This is a genomic window from Pseudomonas chaetocerotis (genome assembly GCF_015712105.2).
Classification (GTDB): domain Bacteria; phylum Pseudomonadota; class Gammaproteobacteria; order Pseudomonadales; family Pseudomonadaceae; genus Aquipseudomonas; species Aquipseudomonas chaetocerotis.
The window spans coordinates 1-17,954 of record NZ_JACFYX020000023.1 but is presented as its reverse complement, the minus strand read 5'-3'; the positions used below and the strand labels follow the sequence as shown (position 1 = coordinate 17,954).

Genomic DNA, 17,954 nt, shown 5'->3' with positions numbered 1-17,954 from the left:
TCGTGATTTTAAGGAGCCGCCAACCAAGCCTTCCTACGGGCGTGGGTGGCGGACCGTGCAAGGGTAGGAATACCGGCCACGAAGGACGCCGGCCAGGCCGAGGCCTGCCTCACACGGCCCGCCATAAATGCACGAGAAAACAACAGGCACAAAAAAAGCGCCTGCTCTCGGCTATGGCGCTACCGCGCCCTTCGTGAAAAATCGGGTTCCTACACCCGGTCACGGGATTGACCGTGACGGGGCGGACTGTAGCGCGGAGTGGAGGGTAGGGCAAGGTGCGGAGTGGCTGCTATCGGCCATTAGCGGACGTTTAGAGTAGGGAAAACAAATCAGCCCACTTCCCCCGCTTGGGCGACCAGGATGTCGACCAAAATGCGATTACGGTTCGACAACTCGATACACGACTGTGCAAAGAAACTCTCCTGATGTCTGATTTTCAGAGCTGGGCCCCGTCAGGATTGCCGGTCAGGCATGAACGCCGGGAGGCCCAGGAATGCTTCGAGTTCTACAAAAGGCATCGGTTTGGCAAAGTAATACCCCTGAAAAACATCGCAGCGACTGCCCTTAAGGAATTCCATTTGGGACGCCGTTTCCACGCCTTCGGCGACCACCGTCAGGCTGAGGTGATGGGCCATGGAAATAATGCCTTGGGTGATCGCTGCATCATTATGATCGGTAGCGATTTCCTGGACGAAGGAGCGGTCAATCTTGATTTTGTCGATGGGCAAACGCTTGAGATAGCTGAGGCTGGAAAACCCGGTGCCGAAATCATCGAGTGCAATGCGCACTCCCAACGCCTTGAGCCGATGCAGCGTTTCGATCGCCTGCTCAGCGTTATTCAATAGAAGCGACTCGGTGATCTCCAGCTCCAACTGCTCACCCCGCAGACCATGTTTTTCAAGGGTGGCTTGGACATACTGGACGAAATGGCCACGCTGAAAATGCATCGGCGAAATATTCACGGCCATCGAGATGCTCGTGGCGCCTTGATCACTTAGCTGGCGCAACTGCGCGCAGGCTGCATCCAGTACCCAGAGACTCAGCGGGATGATCTGACCACTGTCTTCAGCCACCGGCACAAACACCGCTGGTGAGATAAACCCTTTTTCCGCATGCTCCCAGCGCAGCAATGCTTCGAGCCCGACCACCCGACCCGTGCGCGCGTCTATCTGCGGTTGATAATGCAGCTGTAATGTCTGAGTTTCGATCGCCTTTTGCAGGTCGTTGCGCAGGCTCGCGTGCTCGCAAACGCGCTGGTTCAGATCGCTGGTGTACCACTGAAAGTTATTGCGCCCTTGCTGCTTGGCTTTGTACATGGCCATATCAGCCTGCTGGATCAGCTGCATCGGCTGCTCGATATGACCATCGCTCAACGTAATACCGACACTTGCAGTCACGTGCAGGTCCATGCCCTGGACGCAGTAAGGTTTGGCAATGCTGGCCATCAATCGCTCGGCCACCGGTACAACGTCCTCATCACAAAGCAGGTCCGGCAGCAGAACGATAAATTCATCGCCGCCCATGCGCACAATGGTATCCCCGGGACGAATCTGCTGGGTCAAACGCTGCGCGACCTCAATCAGCACCTGGTCGCCGAAGTAGTGCCCGATCGAATCGTTGATGGATTTGAATCCATCCAAATCGATGCACATCACTGCCAGACGGCGCTTATGCCGACGACTGATGTGACAATCCAGAGTAAGCCGGTCTTCAAGCGACACACGATTAAGCAAGCCGGTCAGCCGGTCATGGCTGGCGTTGAAGTTCAATTGGCGCTCGAAATGCTTCTGCTCGCTGATGTCACGGGCTATGCCAAACACACCGACGATCTCGCCATTGACCATGATCGGCAGGTTGGAAATGTCCATGGTCAACAGGTTGCCACTCTCGTCGCGAACCCCTGCCTCGAAGCGTTGAGGCGCTCCGCCGCGGGCTGCGGAAAAATGCTGGCTGACCCGTTGCAGGTCTTCTTCGAGCACCAAGTGAGAAAAGTGATGGCCAATGAAGTTGGAGGCAGTGTGCGGTTTCAGTTTCAGGCCTGCCGGATTCACACTCTGGATGTTGCCGGCCAGATCGAGAGCAAATACGGGGTTGGGGTTGTAGGTGAACAATGAACGAAAACGTTGTTCGCTTTCCTCCAGACGTTGGCCATCACGCTCATGACGGATGGCGATGACTGCGAGTTGGGCCGCGCAAGCCAGTTGTTCAATCTGCGCCTCGTTCGGCGTATGGGCGCGGCTCTGGTATAGGGCAAATGTGCCCAACACGCTTCCTTGATAGGAAAGCAACGGCAGCGACCAGCAGGAACGCAGGTTATGCCCCAGCGCCAAGCTGCGAAAACGCTCCCAGTTTGGATCCCGGGCGATGTCTTCGGTGACTACAAGCTCGCGCCGGAACGCTGCGGTGCCGCAGGTTCCTTCCTGTGGACCAATGGCCATTCCATGAACTGCCTCGCTGTACGCTGCCGGTAGGCCGGGCGCTGCACCGTTCAGCAAGTGCTTGCCCTCGGCATCAGTAAGCAGAATCGAGGAGAAGGTCTTGGGGGCCTGTGTGTCGATCATCTGGCAGATAGCGCAGAGTACTTCGCCCAGATGATGGTCGGTCGCGATCATTCCAAGAATGTCACGTTGCGAATCGGCCAGTGTCTTGCTGTGCATACGCGTGCGACAAGTATTCATGGGATTCCTGAAGACTCTCAAGGTCGTCCGGTCTTCAGAGAGCCAGAAACAGTGGGCGGCCGATCACTGTCCACTAGTACGTCGGTAGCGCACTGTATAAAGCCCCGGCTGGTTAAAAAAGACTCAGAGTCAACAGAAAAAACGATATCAGCTTGCCGCCATCTGGCTGACTTCGCTTTCTCGACGCGCGGCAATTTATAGGCCGAACGAAAAGGGGCGGATTAGTTTTTTCCGACTCTAGAACGGCCGCTTAGTTAGCCGATTGCAGCGGTTGATGATCGGTTGCAATCGGCCAATTACAGGCCTTTGCGACAAGTGGCAATCGATCCAAAGCGGCCGGTAGAAAAGAGGCGGCTGATGCCAAAACGGTGACTCAAATCGACGCAGTTGCGTGGCGCTCCGATTACCCAAGACTCAAGCCATGCCTACGCGCCCGGTACGAACAGGGGGATGCTACTGAGTTTTTTGTCACCCTTTAAAACGATGCCGGTGTGCTGCACTACACTCCAAGTGCCATTCCTACCCCGGAGAGCTCTTGATGCACACTCCGGATCTTGTGCTTTGTCCCGAAGAATTTGCGGAACTGAGCGCTCAGCTTGAAAGCTCTGCTCGACACGCCTGGCCGTGGACGCATTACCGGTCCTGATGTGGGGTGAGGGTCAATGCTATGGCCGTTGAAGGCAATGCAGAACAATTAGTTGCTGTCGTCACTTTGCTTGCCGCTGCCGTGGTGGCAGTGCCGCTGCTCAAACGAATCGGGCTCGGCTCAGTGGTCGGTTACCTGGCGGCGGGGCTGATCATTGGCCCCTTCGGACTGCAACTGATCAGTGACCCCCACACCATCATTGATGTGGCCGAGTTGGGTGTGGTGATGTTTCTTTTTGTGATTGGACTGGAGATGAAACCCTCGCACCTATGGGATCTGCGTCGGCAGATCTTTGGGCTGGGCAGCCTGCAGGTGGTGGTCTGTGCTTTTCTGCTCACCTTTGTCGGCATGGCCTTTGGTTTCTCTTGGCAGATGTCATTTGTGAGCGCGGCGGGTTTTGTACTCACATCCACGGCCATAGTTATGCAAGTCCTTTCGGAGCGCGGTGACATAACCGAGCCGAGGGGACAGCACATAGTCTCCATTTTGCTGTTTGAAGACCTGTTGATAGTGCCTTTACTGGCGGTGGTGGCATTTCTGGCGCCCACCGAATTGGTGCATGAACCCACGTCACCCCTTTGGCAGCGAATAGGTATTGCAGCCCTGTCCTTGGGCGCATTGGTGGCCATAGGCTTGTGGCTGCTCAATCCTCTGTTTCAGGTATTGGCCCGAGCCAAAGCGCGCGAGGTTATGACTGCCGCTGCGTTGCTGGTTGTGTTGGGAGCCGCGCTGCTGATGGAAATCGGCGGCCTTTCAATGGCGATGGGGGCTTTCGTTGCCGGTGTGCTGCTGTCGGAATCCACCTTCCGCCACCAGTTGGAGGCCGACATAGAGCCATTTCGCGGCCTGCTGCTGGGGCTGTTTTTCCTCGGCGTCGGTATGTCGTTGGATCTGCAGGTGGTGGCCAAGGCTTGGATGCTCATCGCCTCTGGTGTGCTGGCGCTGATGACGGTCAAGGCACTGTGTATTTATGGGGTCGCGCGCCTCGCGAAAAGCAGCCATAGCGACGCACTGGATCGCGCCGTGCTTATGGCGCAGGGGGGCGAATTTGCTTTTGTGCTGTTTGCCGAAGCCCTCAAGCTCAGGGTCATCAGTCCTGAAGTCAGCGCCAATATGACGGCTATTGTGGTGCTCTCCATGGCCATTACGCCGGTGACTGTATTGCTGTACAAGCGCTTTGCGCGCGTGCAGACCGTTTGTATGGACGGTGTGGAAGCCGCCCACAATCTGCAAGGCAATGTACTCATCATCGGTTTTGGCCGGGTGGGGCAGATTGCCTGCCAGGCGCCGCTCGCTCAGGGCGCGAAAATTTCTATCATCGATATAAATCCGGAGGTCATCCGCGCCGTGACACCCTATGGTTTCAAGGTCTATTACGGCGATGGCGCCCGCCATGAAATATTGCACGCTGCCGGTGCCCATCACGCCCGCGCCATCATTATTTGTGTGGATGATAAGAAAGCCGCGACCCGCATTGTCGAAAGTACGCGGCACTACTGCCCGCAGGTGAAATTGGTGGTGCGCGCTTTTGACCGCGAACATGCGCTGGAATTGGTCAAACACGACGCCGACTACATAGTGCGGGAAACCTTTGAGGCCGCCCTGCTGCTCGGTCGTCAGGCCGTGCTGACTCTGGGTGCGTCTGAGCACGAAGCCGACGCAGTGATCGACGAAGTGCGCAAACGCGATTCCGAACGTTTTGCCTTGGAAACAGCGGGCGGCCTGTTTGCCGGACGAGCGCTGGTACTGGGGAATATTGAACGCATTGATCCGCCGAACCATGAAGCGCGGGATGCTCAGTGAGCATCAATTACAGGCGACGTTGGATTCGCATTTTTCGATGGCTTACTTTCAGCGCTTTGCCGCCACGGCAGATGATCTGCTGAAAGAGCCGTTGCAACTGATATTCCTTGAGCAGGTATCGGCCTGATCATTCAACCTGCTGAACCGCACTACCTCCGCTGGGAGTGAAAGCGACCGGCGTATCAATTCGTTCCAGGACGCGCCTTTACTCCGAATTGCGCAACGATGTGAGCGCCCAACTCCTCAATGACTTGCGCCGCAGGGCGCTTTCCGTACTTGAGGTTCAGGATAACGTGGTCCACCCCGATTTCCTCAAGCGACTCCAGCAAAGTCCGAAGGTGGTCGCGTCCAAGCTTGAACCCCAAATGAATGGGAGTGGGCGGCGTGGACGGGTTCTCACTGAGGTCGATGTAAAGCGACTGAGTGAAGGGCTTATAGATGGAACCACATTGCTTCATGACCTCCATCCGCCAATTTTCCACGATCAGTCGCTGCATTTTCGGCGGGCGTGGATAGTTGATCCATCCGGCGCTTTCGCGCGCGATCCAATCCAGTGACTGGCGGCTATGTCCAGTCACGAGCATTGGAATCACTTGGGTTGTGGGTTTCGGAATGAGGTCTGCGCCGAGCAGCTCACCACCGCTCCAGCGGATGGGTTCGAAGCTGGTGCTGTAGGCTCGGTGAATCACCTCGTAGTGCTCTCGAAAGATCTCTCCGCGCCTTTCGGGATCGACGTCAAAGGCTGAAAATTCCACCGGGCGATCACCGGAGGCTACCCCCAGAATCAAGCGACCTGAGCTCAACTGATCGACGCTGGCTGATGCCTTGGCCGTGTGCAGAGGATGGTGTAAGGGGATGGCAATGGATGCGCTACCAAGCGCTATTTCTGACGTATGAGCCGCCATATAGCCCAGGTAAACCCAAGGATCGAAGACTTGGCCGACATCGCCGAAATTGGGGTCGCGAAGAGGCACGTCGCGAAACCAGAGCGCGGAGAAGCCCAGCTCCTCTGCTCGTTTGGCCAATGCGACCTGGTTGAGCATGCTCGGAATGTCCCCATCGAAGGCCTCCAAAGGAAAGAACAATCCCAGGCTCAAATGACCCAGAGTGAACGTTCGCCTGAACCCTCGATGCTCCTGATAAGGAACCGTGCTTGGTCGATACATCCTAATCTCCCTCAATGGAAGAACGTGAACCGCACGCCTATTTCTAGAGGCGCCGTATCGGTCGCTTAGGGACGATAGGTGGGGAAGTCCGTGTAGCCTTTACCCGCCGCGCCATACAGGCTGGTCGGGTCGGCCGGATTGATAGGCCAGTTGTTGGCAATAAGCGCAGGCAGGTCCGGATTGGCAATGAGCGGGTAGTCAAAGGCAATCAGATCGCTCCAGCGCGATACGGGTACCGCAGCAACGGCCTGGGGATTCATTCAATAAGCGTAGGCGGTTTTGCAGTGAACCGCACCAGTCGTCACGACGATTGGTGCGGGTGCAAAGGATCAGTTCACTAGGCAGCCGTTAGCACAGTGCAGTTCGACACCGCATGCTCGATCCCGGCAACTGGATTCCAGTCCATGCTTTTGGCTTGAACGCTTGAGGGAGGCTCGAAGAGTGAGTGCTTTTTCTACGGAGAACCCCAATGATCAGCTGAATCCTCGCGGTTTCGTAGCACATTCGAGTGTCCGCTCCTGGCCGGTTAGCGACCATTGCTCTGGCTAGTCATCCTTGTCCTCCCACACGCGAAGGACTTGCCATGAACATCATCGCTACCTGCAGCCGTCAGCCCTGGAACTGAGGGAAATTGGTCGGGCAGAAAACCCCGCTCCGACTCAGAGATAACTGGGCGATCCGAGTAAGGCTTCAGATTGCAGAAAGTACCCGGGATCTGGCTCTCTTCGATCTGGCCATCGCCAGCAAGCTTCGAGCCTGCGACTTAACCAAGCTCCGTGTGCGCGACGTTGCCTATGGCGAGCATGTGTCATCAAGATCCATGGTGATGCTGCAGAAAACGCACCGGCCAGTCCAGTTCGAGATCACTGAGCAAACACGTTCTGCTCTCGCAGCCTGGATACATCAAGCTCAGCTTCGTAGCGAGGACTGCCTTTTTCCGAGCCGGCTGCATACCTCAGACCATCTATCCACTGGGCAATACGCTCGTATCGTCAAGGGCTGGGTGCAAGCCATTGGCCTTGATCCAGCTATGTATGGTACTCACACAATGAGACTCACGAAGGCATCACTGATCTATCGCAGAACGAAGAACCTGCGGGCGGTTCAACTGCTGCTAGGCCATACGAAGCTGGAGAGCACCGTTCGATACCTGGGGATCGAGGTCGATGACGCCTTGGAGATGGCGTAACAGACCGAGGTTTAACCATGCATAGCGACGGTCGAAGGTAGGCCGTCGCTAACCGGCCAAAAGCGGTCACAAAACGGCTGCGAAACCATGGGCGATTCAATGATCAACGTCGGCGCACTGGACTACGCTCGTTTTCCGGCATTCTGGCAGCGCAATTGCCGCAGCCCATACACTGGACTTACTTCACTTACTGTTGAACTGCTCGGAGAGGAAGTCGATCAACACCCGCACCTTGGCCGGCACCAGGCGGGTCTCGGTAATCGCGTAAACCGGCAGGGCCTCTGCCCGCCAGCTGGGCAATACGCGCTGCAATCGGCCTTGGGCAAGATCCTCGCTGATCATCTCGTCCACCAGCATAGCGATACCCTGACCGAGCAAGGCCAGGCGACGCAGCATACCGATATTGTTCAGCAGGTAGCGTCCCTGGATCGGCAGGCTGACTTTTTGCTCTGCAGCGCACAGGATCCAGGGCGCATCCAGCATGCGTAGACACTGATGTTGCAGTAATTCTGCTGGGCTGCTCGGTACACCATGGCGGGCCAGATAACTTGGGCTGGCAAAGAGGTTTCGCTGCAGGGTACCAAGGGGGCGGGCAATCAACTGCGAGTCGGGTAGGGCGCCGATACGGATCACGAGATCAACCGGGTCACGGATCAGATCCAGACGCTTTGGTGTGAGATCCAGATCGAACTGGATCAGCGGGTAGCGTTCGGCAAACTCGGCCAATAGCGGTGCCAGGTAGACCACACCGAAGTCGATGGGCATGGACAAACGGATCAGGCCGCTGGGATTGTCTACCAGATCAGAGATCTCTTCATGGGCCAGGCGGGCTTCGTCGACGATGCGCCGACAGCGCTCATAGTAAAGGCGACCGCCTTCTGTGAGTTCGATACGCCGTGTGGTGCGGTTGAGCAGGCGCAGACCGATACGTCGCTCCAGTTCTGCAATTCGCCGCGAGACCGTGGAATTGGGCAAGCCAACTGCCTCGGCGGCGCCGCGAAAGCTGTTGGCCTTGATCACTTCAACGAACAGGGCCATGTCATTGAGCAGCTTCATATAGAACTCCATTGCTCCACTGGTGGAGCAATCATTCCTGATTTTGTGACTTTATCCTATACATGCTGGGCCGGATGATCTGTTCACGCCTGATATCCCTCTGCGTGAACTTGGAGACTTCCCCATGACCGCTCAATTGCTTAGCCCGGCTCGTCTGCATGATCTTGATCTGCGCAACCATATGGTGATGGCGCCGATGACGCGCTCAAGGGCCGACGCTGCCGGGGTGCCGCGGGCATCCACGGCCACCTACTACGCGCAGCGTGCCAGTGCCGGACTGATCATCAGTGAGGCAATCAATATCTCGGCAGACGCCGTCGGAAGTCCGCTCACCCCCGGCCTGTTCAGCGATAAGCAAATTGTCGCCTGGCAACAGGTAACGGCGGCGGTGCATGAGGCAGGTGGCAAGATCTTCGCGCAGCTCTGGCACACCGGCCGGGTCGGTCATTCCAGCGTGCGTGGTGGTTTGTTACCCGTAGCTCCGTCTGCTGTTGCGATCCAGGGCCAGCAGCATTTCACCTTGGAAGGTATGAAGGATTACGAGGTACCGCGCGCACTGACCTTCAGCGAAATCCAGGCCGTCATCGGTGACTACCGTCGAGCCGCTGAAAACGCCAAGCGTGCGGGTTTTGACGGTGTTGAGTTGCACGCCGCATTCGGCTATCTGCCGAACCAGTTTCTTGTGGACTCGGCCAATCTGCGCACGGACGAGTACGGCGGAAGCATCGCCAAGCGCAGCCGGTTTGTGCTGGAGGTAATGCAGGCGCTGATCGAAGTTTGGGGCTCAGCTCGCGTGGGGATCAAGCTGTCGCCGGTGATTCCTTTCAACAGCATGATCGACAGCGATCCGCTGGCCCTCTATAGCTACCTGCTGGGCGAATTGAACAAGCTGCAGCCTGGCTATGTGCACCTAATGCGCGCGCTGTTTCCGCTGGACAACTTTCCGCACTGGCCGCGTGACGTACTGGCAACTTTCGGTCCGCAAATTAACAGCCCATTGATTGCCAACGGTGGCTATGACGCAGCGAGCGGTGAGGCGGCTCTCAAAACTGGCGAGGCCGCACTGGTGTCGTTCGGCACTCCGTTCGTGGCCAATCCCGACCTGCCGGAGCGCTTTGCACGTGGCGCCGAACTGGCCCAAGCCGACCGCGCCACCCTGTATGGCGGCGAGGATGCGGGCTTTACTGACTATCCAAGCCTGTGAAGGAGGCCATCATGACTCGCTCATTACTTGGTAAAGCCCTGCTTGGTTTCGCTATCGTAGCTACCGTGGCGATAGTGGCCATCGCCGATGTGTTCAATGCCACCCATCTGTTCAATCCGGATTGGCCAGGGCATGCGCGGTTTCATATTGGCATGCAGTTCACCACGCTGGTTCTGGTCAGTCTGTTTTCTCTGGCCGCACTGAAGCGTGGTCAGGTATGGGCGGCGGCATTGGCTCCAGGCAGTTTCTGGCCAGGTTTGTTCGTGGCTTACCTGATTCCCGGTACAGACGTATATGCTAGCCAGGCGTTGCGTGAGATCGGAGTGCCGATCAATCTGCTGTTAGCGGCAGTCCTACTGGGCATCACTGCGTTTGGCGTTCTACTGCAGTCCCCCAAAGAAAAATGATCATCGGCCCCAAACTAGACGATCATGTTTGCGAAGATGCTTATGACTGTCCGCTGCTCTACGGCGAGCACTGACTGATTAAGTCCGCCGCGTGGTGCTCGATGCTCCAACTTTTGAATTACCACTGTTTTTGGAGTTTTTGACTGACTACATTTGGCGGTAAACAGCCCAAAAATCTCGCTTACTCCCGCTCTCACCTCAGTCTATCCTCCCAGCAATTGCTCGATGCACTCGTGTGCAAAAGCGGATCGCCAGGGCTACGGTGAAGGGCGAGGGTCTGCAGTTTCCTAAAGCGAGCGATCCAGCAGAAACTTGCTGAGAAACTGCCGCGTGCGTTCGTGTTGGGGGGCGGTGAACAGGGTCTTGGCTGGGCCCTGTTCGACGATGTGCCCCTGGTCGATGAAGATCGCCCGGTCTGCCACGTCGCGGGCGAAGGCCATCTCGTGGGTGACGATGACCATGGTGCGCTTTTCTTCGGCCAGATCGCGGATGGTGGTCAGCACTTCGCCCACCAGCTCGGGGTCGAGGGCCGAGGTGGGTTCGTCGAAGAGGATCACTTGCGGGCGCATGGCCAGGGCACGGGCGATGGCCACGCGCTGTTGCTGGCCGCCGGACAGGCGTTTGGGGTAGGCGTCTTCCTTGCCGCTCAGGCCCACCTTGGCGAGCAGGGCGCGGGCATGGGCGAGGGCTGCTTCGCGCGGCTCCTTCTTCACCTGCACCGGGCCTTCGATGACGTTTTCCAGCGCCGTGCGGTGGGGGAACAGGTTGAAGTTCTGGAACACGAAGCCGGCCTGCTGGCGCAGTTGGCGGATGAGCTTCTGCTGGCCCTTGAGCGGTTTATCCGCATTGATATGGATGTCGCCCACCGTGATCTGCCCGGCGCTGGGTTGCTCCAGCAGGTTGAGGCAGCGCAGCAGGGTGGTCTTGCCCGAGCCGCTGGGGCCGATGATGGCCACCACTTCGCCGGCGGCCACGTCCAGGTCGATGCCCTTGAGTACTTCGTTGCTGCCGAAGGCTTTTCGCAGATTGCGCACGGAAATCATCAGTTGTCCTGCTCGTGCCGGTTGACCCTGGCCTCAAGGCGCGCCTGGAAGTGCGCGAGGATGCTGGCCAGCGCCCAGTAGATCAGCGCGGCCGCCAGGTACATGGTGAAAATCTCGAAGGTGCGCGCGGTGATCAACTGCGCCTGACGGAACAGTTCCGGCACCTGGATGGTGGCGGCCAGGGCGGTGTCCTTGACCAGCGAAATGAAGCTGTTGCCCAGCGGCGGCAGGGCGGTGCGCGCGGCCTGCGGCAGGATCGCCCGATACAGCGTCTGCGTCTTGCTCATGCCGATGCTGGCGGCCGCTTCCCATTGGCCGCGGTCGATGGAGGCGATGGCCGCGCGGAGAATCTCCGAGGTGTAGGCGGCCATGTTCAGCGAGAAGCCGATCAGCGCAGCCGGCAGTGGGTCGAGCTGAATGCCCAGCTGCGGCAGGCCGTAGTAGATCAGGAACAGCTGTACCAGCAGCGGCGTGCCACGAAAGAAGGAGACGTAGAGGCGGGTGATCCAGCGCAGTGGCGCTGGCCCGTACAGGCGTCCGACGGCGAGGGCGAAGCCCAGCAGCAGGCCGAAGAACATGCCGCCCAGGCTGAGTACGACCGTGTAGTAGGCGCCCTTGAGCAGAAAGGGCGCAGACTCCAGAGCCAGCTGAAGGGCGGACTCGATCATCGGGTGACGTCAGCCTTGAACCATTTCTCGGAGAGTTGCTTGAGGGTGCCGTCGGCACTCAGCTTGGCCAGCGCCTGGTCGATGGCGGCGAGCAGGGCGGGGTTGCCCTTGCGCAGGGCGATGCCGGCTTCCTGACGGGAGAAGGCGTCGCCGGCCACGGCCAGGCGGCCTCCGGTTTTTTCGACCATTTCGAAGGCGGCCAGGCGATCCACCAGGATCACGTCGATGCGGCCGACGTTGAGGTCCTGGAACTTGGTCGGGTCGTCATCGTAGGTGCGGATGTCGGCTTGTGGCACGTTGTCTTTCAGCCACTGTTCGTAGTTGGTGCCAAGGCCTACGCCCACCTTTTTGCCGGCCAGATCCTGGGCGCTCTTGATGCTGTCGCCATCGGCCTTGCGGGTCAGTGCCTGGATGCCGGAAACGGTGTAGGGGGTGGAGAAATCGTATTTCTTCTTGCGCTCGTCGGAGATGGTCACCTGGTTGATCACCACATCCAGGCGCTTGGATTCCAGCGCGGCGAGGATGCCGTCCCACTTGGTCGGCTGGAACTCGGCCTTGACGCCCAGCTCCTTGGCCAGCGCTTCGGCCAGCTCCACTTCGAAGCCGGTCAGCTTGCCGTTGGCGTCCTGGTAGTTGAAGGGCGGGTAGGTGCCCTCCAGGCCGACCTTGATGGAGCCGCGGGCCTTGATGTCATCGAGCAGGTCCGCGGCAAAGCTTGCTGCGCTGAAACTGGCGCCCAGTACGAGAGCCAGGCTACCGAAGAGGAAATGGCGACGCAGGGTGGAGAATGTCATGGTGACCTCATGCAAGTGGGAAGGTGGCGCCACTCTAGGTGGAAATTATTATGCTTCTAAATAATTAAAAATTATCTATATATTCATTTTTGTTTGTAGGCGAAGAGAGCCGGCGAGCCGCCCGTGTGCAGGAACAGCAGCGGTCCGTTGCCTGGGAAGGCGCCACGCTTGAGGCCATCGAGCAGCCCGGCGAAGGCTTTGCCAGTGTAGACCGGGTCGAGCAGGATCGCTTCCAGGCGCGCCAACAGGCTGATGGCCTCCAGGCCGGCGGCGTTGGCTTCGCCGTAGCGCGGTGCGAAATAGGCATCCCATAACTCCAGGTTCAGTCCTTGCGGTACATCCACCCCCAGCAGTTCAGCGGTGCGCTGGAGTAGACCCTCGACCTTGGGCTTTTGTGCCGCCTCGCTGCGCGAAACGGTGACGCCGATCACGCGTGTGCCTGGGTGCGCGCTTTCCAGCGACAGGGCCAGCCCGGTATGGGTGCCGGCGCTGCCGGACGCCAGCACCACGGCGGCGAAATCCTGGCCGCTGGCGGCGATCTGCTCGGCCAGCTCCAGCCCGCCACGCACGTAGCCGAGTGCGCCTAGGGCATTGGAGCCGCCGATGGGTACCAGGTATGGCCGACGCCCGGCTGCACTGAGGCGTCGGCAGGCGGCTTCCAGCAACTGATCGGCGTTGTCCAGGTTGGCGACGTTTTCCACTTCGGCGCCGAACAGATCCAGCAGCAGGCGGTTGCCATTGCCCAGGTAGTCGTCGCTCTGGCTGTCGATGGGGTTTTCCAGCAGGGCCAGGCAGCCCAGGCCGAGCTGTGCGGCGACCGCTGCGGTTTGCCGTACATGGTTGGACTGGATGGCGCCTGCGGTCACCAGTATGTCGGCCCCTTTGGCCTGCGCGTCGGCGGCGAGATATTCGAGCTTGCGTGCCTTGTTGCCGCCGAGCGCCAATGGGGTGAGGTCGTCGCGTTTGATCCAGATATCGCGGCCCAGGTGCTGGGACAGACGTGGCAGATGCTGCAGGGCGGTGGCCTGAGGGATCAGTTGCAGACGGGGGAAGCGGGCGAGGGCGGCGGTGAGCATGGGAGCCTCCAGGGAGCGAAGGCTTCTCACTCTAGGCGGGAGGAGGCTGGGCTCACAAGCAGTAGTGGAAGATTATTTTGGGTATAAGAAAATAATTAATAGTTATTTTATGGCATAAATGTTTCTCCGTACTGTTGCGCCTAGCCCGCCCTATCCGCCGGGTGCCTGCCAAACGCGCCGGGCTGTCGATCCAGCCGGTGCCATAAATCGAGAACAAGGACATCATGAAGAAGACCCTGCTGCTGACTGCCCTGGCCGCTGCCCTGACTGCCTCCCTGGCCCAGGCTGGCGAAAAGCTGAGCGTGGCCGCCACCCCGGTGCCGCACGCCGAAATCCTCGAACTGATCAAACCCGAGCTGGCCAAGCAAGGCGTGGATCTGGATATCAAGGTCTTCACCGACTACGTTCAACCCAACCTGCAGGTGAGCCAGAAGAATCTGGATGCCAACTACTTCCAGACCAAGCCGTACCTGGACACTTTCAATACACAGCGCGGTACCGAGCTGGTGATCGTGCAGGGCGTGCACGTCGAACCCTTCGGCGCCTATTCGGCCAAGTACAAGTCCCTCGACGAATTGCCGAACGGCGCCACCATCGCCATCCCCAACGAAGTCAGCACCACTGGCCGTGCGCTGCTGCTGTTGCAGAAGGCCGGCCTGCTGACCCTCAAGAACCCCAGCAGCGCCCAGGCACTGCCGCGTGACATCGTCGATAACCCGCGCAACTTCAAGTTCCGCGAGCTGGAGGCGGCCACCGTGCCGCGCGTGCTGAATCAGGTCGACCTGGCGCTGATCAACACCAACTACGCGCTGGAGGCCAAGCTCAATCCCAAGCGCGATGCGCTGGCGATCGAAGGCAGCGACTCGCCTTACGTCAACTACCTGGTGGCGCGCCCGGACAACCAGGACAGCGAGGCGATCAAGAAGCTCTCCGCCGCGCTGACCAGTCCGCAAGTGAAGGCCTTCATCGAGAAGCGTTATGAAGGTGCGGTACTGCCGGCCTTCTGAGCCGGCCCCTGTTGAGCGCTGTCACCGAGTAGGGTGCGCCGCGCGCACCGAGAGGCCACGATTACGGGGCATACTGCCCAAATGCCCACCGTCGATCAGGGTAGTGAACCCGTGCCAACGGGGTTACTCGTACGCCGAGCCGGCTCAGCCGACTCGGCGTTCTTTTTGCCCGAGGCTTTTGTTGGTCGGGTTCTGCGCAGGGCTTCAGAACGACGGCCAGCGTCCTACAGGCGTGGGCGCAGCTTCAGTTCGGGCGTGGGTTTGGGCGCCCCCTTGGCCGGGTGGCTGTCCGGGTGCTGTTCGATCATCTGGGCGATCTCCCGCAGCTTGCCCAGCATGGCCTGGGCCAGGCCGGCCTGGGTGCGGTACAGGCCAGTGTCCGGGTCCTGCTCCAGATCGCTGAGACCTTTGAAGGGATAGCTGTAGCGCTTGGCATCGGTGCTGAAGAAGCGCTGGTAGTCCTGCTCCGTGCCGTGCAGTTCGCGGCAGGCTCTCTCCAGGCTCTGCAACTGTTCGGCGACGCTGGCCAGTTGCAGGCGCAGACGAATGATCTGGTGATTTTCCCAGTTCATCGGCGAGGCCTGGGCGCCCGGCTGCCAATGCTGCGGGTCGCCGAAACGCAGGACGAACTGCTGGCCGGCTTCGCGTCCGTAGCGGGTCAGTCGCTCGATGCGCTCGGTGGGCATGGTCAGGTTGAGGCCACCTTCTTCGCGGGTCAGCTGGATCAGGCCGATACGGTCGCGAAAGCCGGGCATCAGCGAGAGGGTTTCGTGGTTCCAGTCTTTGGCGACGTTGCTGAGTTGGGCAAGGAAACCGCGCAGGGCTGGCAGACCCGTCTGGGGGAAGCGGCGCCAGTAGGCAAGCCGCGCATCGCCATTGTTACGCGGGAAGCGCACGCGTTGTTCGTCGGCGCCGTCGGTTGGCCCCAGGTCGAGGCCGAAGGTGGGGCGCCTGGGCAGCGCGGCATCGAAGAAATGGATGGGAAAGTTGGAACTGATGCCGCCATCGGTGAACCAGCAGCGCTCCAGCTTCTTCCCGCTCGTGCGGTAGTCCACGGCGTGCAGTGGGACGGCGCTGAGCAGCAGGGGAAAGCTCAGGCTCATGCGTACGGCGACGATCACCGGCAGGTCATCGGGCAGTGGCAGGCGCAGATACCCGTCGCCGCGATCATCGCCAGGGCGCTGGTGAGCGCCCATCCAGGCCACCACGCGGTGGGGGAACAGCCGCGCGAACTCCTCCTGGCGGAAGTGGAACTGGTTGTTCTCGCGTACCTGCTCGTCGTCACGAAAGGGCAGGCGGAAAGGCCGCGCCATGCTTAGGCAGGTGGTCATCACCTGCAGGTCGATACCATGGCGACGCAGGTCGCCGAAGGTCAATGGCCGTTCGCATTCGGTGGCATCGGCCTGGCCCGCGCAGTACTCGCGCTGGCCGCTGAGCTGATCGAAGTACTGGGTCAGCCAGGTGGTCAGGGCTTCATCCGGGGCGTCGTCATCGGTCTCTGGCATGCCGCTACACAGGCCGAAACCGCTGGCTGGCAGTTCACGCAATGCCACCAGGGCCAGGCGCAGGATCACCGCGAGCACGCCACCCAGCGTGGCGAACAGCAAGACCCAGAGCCAAACCAGCATGCTGGCGCTGCTGGCCGCGCTCCACCACAGCGGCCCGCCTGCCAGCAGGGCGCCGACCAGGGCGCTGAGCTTGTGGCGCATGAGCATGACCTTCAGTGGCGCGAACAACCGCGTCCAGGGGCCTTTTCCCTTGACCTCGAGGAGGGCGATGAAGGTATCGAACAGGGCGCGCATTGCCGGGGCAGGCTTGAACAACGCCAGCAGTTTGGTGCCATGGCCATTCGCGGCGGGCATGCAGAGGTGCTGGGGCAGTCGTTCGATGGTCGCGAAGCCGGCCGGGTCGCTGCTCAACGCACCGTGCTGATAGCGCTGGCGACCCAGTTCGGCAGCGGCAGCGGCTGCTGCAGCGATGGCGCCAGCACTGGTGCCGCCGATGCTGCGCAGGCGAAACGCCTTGGCGATCTCGGTGATGGCCAGCGGGTAGACGATGCCGCTGGTGATGCCACCTTTCATGATCAGGTCGCATTCCCGGGCAAAGGCCGCCTGGCGCAAATCGCTCATCTACTGCTCCTTGTCGTCATGCCGAACGCTGGCGCGGGCATGATAACGCGGCTTTTACGGCTATATGCCAGTATTGCGAGCGATTACCGATAATGAGTGGGGTATGGTTGTACATGGCGTCACTGCGTTATGTCAGTGGCCTTTGCTGCACGCATCGGAGAGCGCCTTGAATTTCAGGGTCTGGATCTTTCCAGTCGAGTCCACGTATTTCATCAGGTGATCGACAGGTTTGCAGGTATGGGTTTTCGGCTTTGATATGGATAGGACCTTGGCGACATCAAGTTTCAATCCATACTTGTAAGTGGTAACCGGGCTTTCAGCGAGTGCGTGACCGGATAGAAGTAAGGCAAAGCTGGTAATGAAAATACTTGCCAGGGTTTTTGCATGTTTGCTGATCATTGTTGAACTCCGAAGACGCTAAATGGAGGCCGAGTGCCTCCGGGAAAGTTGAGCGGGATTGCCCGCTCACTCTCGGAGAAAACTACGGAATGGTGTTCAGGTAAGTTGATCTGACAGCCTTGTATTTCAGCGCTGTGAGATCAACGAGTGACTACTGAATAGTGGTGGCAACAGAGCGGCAGGCTTAAGGATGTTCTGAAAAAGCCAGTTATCGTCACTCCCGCGAATGCGGGAGCCCAGGAAATCCGTAGGTTCTGGATTCCCGCCTACGCGGGAATGACGGCTTTTTCAGAGTTTCCTTAGACGGTTGGCAGCGCAATATCGCTGGCGATGGCCTGAATGTGGTAGACCGTCGGCTCTTCCGAAAAATATTCCTCCAGGCCCAGCATGAACGTCTGATGGTCATCACTCGCTTCGAAACCCGGCGCGTGGTCCTCAAGTGAAGCCCAGCGCACGATCAGGTTGAACGTCTCGGGACTTTCGATTCCCTGCGCTAACATATGGCCGTGGTAGCCCTTGGCGCGTTGGAGCAAGTGAACCACGTCGGCAAATGCCTGTTTGAACTGCTCGGTCTGCGCACTGTGAACAGGCAGGACTGCGATTTCATGAATCATTGCGGTATTCCTCTGAAGTCAGTTAGTTCGTTGAACCTGTGTACTTACGGGATGAGCGAGGGCTCGACGGCAATC

General features: G+C 59.2%; 16 protein-coding genes and 1 pseudogene. 6 read left to right on the top strand and 11 right to left on the bottom strand.

The annotated features are described in order from the left end of the window. Positions 1–452 precede the first annotated feature (452 nt). The gene (locus H3221_RS25380) at positions 453–2,678 is read right to left on the bottom strand and encodes a putative bifunctional diguanylate cyclase/phosphodiesterase (protein WP_196477175.1); all 2,226 of its coding nucleotides are present in this window, start codon (positions 2,676–2,678) and stop codon (positions 453–455) included. 667 nt (positions 2,679–3,345) lie between these two features. Between H3221_RS25380 and H3221_RS25375 the strand changes: the two genes are divergently transcribed. After that, positions 3,346–5,127 carry a monovalent cation:proton antiporter-2 (CPA2) family protein gene (locus tag H3221_RS25375; protein WP_196477174.1) on the top strand — a complete coding sequence of 594 codons (1,782 nt, stop codon included), beginning with the start codon at positions 3,346–3,348 and terminating at the stop codon, positions 5,125–5,127. Positions 5,128–5,137: 10 nt separating this feature from the next. Beyond that, a pseudogene (locus tag H3221_RS25370) lies at positions 5,138–5,254 on the top strand (antibiotic biosynthesis monooxygenase); the annotation flags it as partial. A 55-nt stretch (positions 5,255–5,309) separates the two neighbouring features. Here H3221_RS25370 and H3221_RS25365 read toward each other — a convergent pair. Further along, on the bottom strand, positions 5,310–6,293 hold the full coding sequence (locus H3221_RS25365; protein WP_196477173.1) for an LLM class oxidoreductase: 984 nt from the start codon (positions 6,291–6,293) through the stop codon (positions 5,310–5,312). Positions 6,294–6,358: 65 nt separating this feature from the next. Beyond that, positions 6,359–6,553 carry a beta/alpha barrel domain-containing protein gene (locus tag H3221_RS25360; RefSeq protein WP_196477172.1) on the bottom strand — a complete coding sequence of 65 codons (195 nt, stop codon included), beginning with the start codon at positions 6,551–6,553 and terminating at the stop codon, positions 6,359–6,361. Positions 6,554–6,924: 371 nt separating this feature from the next. Between H3221_RS25360 and H3221_RS25355 the strand changes: the two genes are divergently transcribed. Then, the gene (locus H3221_RS25355; RefSeq protein WP_224490804.1) at positions 6,925–7,482 is read left to right on the top strand and encodes a tyrosine-type recombinase/integrase; all 558 of its coding nucleotides are present in this window, start codon (positions 6,925–6,927) and stop codon (positions 7,480–7,482) included. Between the two features lie 183 nt (positions 7,483–7,665). On the opposite strand, the gene H3221_RS25350 is transcribed toward H3221_RS25355, so the two are convergent. After that, complete coding sequence (locus tag H3221_RS25350) at positions 7,666–8,538, bottom strand: LysR family transcriptional regulator (protein ID WP_196477171.1); 873 nt, start codon at positions 8,536–8,538, stop codon at positions 7,666–7,668. 124 nt (positions 8,539–8,662) lie between these two features. Here H3221_RS25350 and H3221_RS25345 point away from each other — a divergent pair, with 124 nt between their 5' ends. Together H3221_RS25345 and H3221_RS25340 are read left to right on the top strand one after the other, a co-directional pair. Then, positions 8,663–9,742, top strand: a complete 1,080-nt coding sequence (locus tag H3221_RS25345; RefSeq protein ID WP_196477170.1) for an alkene reductase — start codon at positions 8,663–8,665, stop codon at positions 9,740–9,742. Positions 9,743–9,753: 11 nt separating this feature from the next. Then, on the top strand, positions 9,754–10,149 hold the full coding sequence (locus tag H3221_RS25340; RefSeq protein ID WP_196477169.1) for a hypothetical protein: 396 nt from the start codon (positions 9,754–9,756) through the stop codon (positions 10,147–10,149). A 287-nt stretch (positions 10,150–10,436) separates the two neighbouring features. Here the strand turns inward: H3221_RS25340 and tcyN are convergent, their stop codons facing one another. From tcyN to H3221_RS25320, 4 genes are all read right to left on the bottom strand, one after another. Beyond that, the gene (gene tcyN, locus H3221_RS25335) at positions 10,437–11,192 is read right to left on the bottom strand and encodes an L-cystine ABC transporter ATP-binding protein TcyN (RefSeq protein WP_196477168.1); all 756 of its coding nucleotides are present in this window, start codon (positions 11,190–11,192) and stop codon (positions 10,437–10,439) included. Next, on the bottom strand, positions 11,192–11,860 hold the full coding sequence (tcyL, locus tag H3221_RS25330; RefSeq protein WP_196477167.1) for a cystine ABC transporter permease: 669 nt from the start codon (positions 11,858–11,860) through the stop codon (positions 11,192–11,194). The genes tcyN and tcyL overlap by 1 nt, the downstream gene beginning before the upstream one ends. After that, complete coding sequence (gene tcyJ, locus H3221_RS25325) at positions 11,857–12,654, bottom strand: cystine ABC transporter substrate-binding protein (protein WP_196477166.1); 798 nt, start codon at positions 12,652–12,654, stop codon at positions 11,857–11,859. The genes tcyL and tcyJ overlap by 4 nt, the downstream gene beginning before the upstream one ends. A gap of 83 nt (positions 12,655–12,737) precedes the next feature. Next, complete coding sequence (locus H3221_RS25320; protein ID WP_196477165.1) at positions 12,738–13,730, bottom strand: D-cysteine desulfhydrase; 993 nt, start codon at positions 13,728–13,730, stop codon at positions 12,738–12,740. A gap of 224 nt (positions 13,731–13,954) precedes the next feature. Here H3221_RS25320 and H3221_RS25315 point away from each other — a divergent pair, with 224 nt between their 5' ends. Then, complete coding sequence (locus tag H3221_RS25315) at positions 13,955–14,737, top strand: MetQ/NlpA family ABC transporter substrate-binding protein (protein ID WP_196477164.1); 783 nt, start codon at positions 13,955–13,957, stop codon at positions 14,735–14,737. 224 nt (positions 14,738–14,961) lie between these two features. On the opposite strand, the gene H3221_RS25310 is transcribed toward H3221_RS25315, so the two are convergent. The 3 genes from H3221_RS25310 to H3221_RS25300 all read right to left on the bottom strand — a co-directional run bounded on the left by H3221_RS25310 (position 14,962) and on the right by H3221_RS25300 (position 17,879). Next, positions 14,962–16,866 (bottom strand): patatin-like phospholipase family protein, encoded by a 1,905-nt coding sequence (locus H3221_RS25310; RefSeq protein WP_196477163.1) that lies wholly within the window; start codon positions 16,864–16,866, stop codon positions 14,962–14,964. Positions 16,867–16,998: 132 nt separating this feature from the next. Then, entirely contained in the window at positions 16,999–17,265 is a 267-nt protein-coding gene (locus tag H3221_RS25305; protein ID WP_196477162.1) for a DUF2790 domain-containing protein, read from the bottom strand. A 299-nt stretch (positions 17,266–17,564) separates the two neighbouring features. Continuing rightward, complete coding sequence (locus H3221_RS25300; RefSeq protein ID WP_196477161.1) at positions 17,565–17,879, bottom strand: antibiotic biosynthesis monooxygenase family protein; 315 nt, start codon at positions 17,877–17,879, stop codon at positions 17,565–17,567. Positions 17,880–17,954 lie beyond the last annotated feature (75 nt).

Coding starts and splice junctions, on each gene's coding strand:
- H3221_RS25300 (WP_196477161.1), bottom strand. CDS start 17,879: ATGATTCATGAAATCGCAGTCCTGCCTGTTCACAGTGCGCAGACCGAG.
- H3221_RS25360 (WP_196477172.1), bottom strand. CDS start 6,553: ATGAATCCCCAGGCCGTTGCTGCGGTACCCGTATCGCGCTGGAGCGAT.
- H3221_RS25375 (WP_196477174.1), top strand. CDS start 3,346: ATGGCCGTTGAAGGCAATGCAGAACAATTAGTTGCTGTCGTCACTTTG.
- H3221_RS25320 (WP_196477165.1), bottom strand. CDS start 13,730: ATGCTCACCGCCGCCCTCGCCCGCTTCCCCCGTCTGCAACTGATCCCT.
- H3221_RS25310 (WP_196477163.1), bottom strand. CDS start 16,866: ATGAGCGATTTGCGCCAGGCGGCCTTTGCCCGGGAATGCGACCTGATC.
- H3221_RS25305 (WP_196477162.1), bottom strand. CDS start 17,265: ATGATCAGCAAACATGCAAAAACCCTGGCAAGTATTTTCATTACCAGC.
- H3221_RS25350 (WP_196477171.1), bottom strand. CDS start 8,538: ATGAAGCTGCTCAATGACATGGCCCTGTTCGTTGAAGTGATCAAGGCC.
- H3221_RS25340 (WP_196477169.1), top strand. CDS start 9,754: ATGACTCGCTCATTACTTGGTAAAGCCCTGCTTGGTTTCGCTATCGTA.
- H3221_RS25315 (WP_196477164.1), top strand. CDS start 13,955: ATGAAGAAGACCCTGCTGCTGACTGCCCTGGCCGCTGCCCTGACTGCC.
- tcyL (WP_196477167.1), bottom strand. CDS start 11,860: ATGATCGAGTCCGCCCTTCAGCTGGCTCTGGAGTCTGCGCCCTTTCTG.
- H3221_RS25345 (WP_196477170.1), top strand. CDS start 8,663: ATGACCGCTCAATTGCTTAGCCCGGCTCGTCTGCATGATCTTGATCTG.
- H3221_RS25380 (WP_196477175.1), bottom strand. CDS start 2,678: ATGAATACTTGTCGCACGCGTATGCACAGCAAGACACTGGCCGATTCG.
- tcyN (WP_196477168.1), bottom strand. CDS start 11,192: ATGATTTCCGTGCGCAATCTGCGAAAAGCCTTCGGCAGCAACGAAGTA.
- H3221_RS25365 (WP_196477173.1), bottom strand. CDS start 6,293: ATGTATCGACCAAGCACGGTTCCTTATCAGGAGCATCGAGGGTTCAGG.
- tcyJ (WP_196477166.1), bottom strand. CDS start 12,654: ATGACATTCTCCACCCTGCGTCGCCATTTCCTCTTCGGTAGCCTGGCT.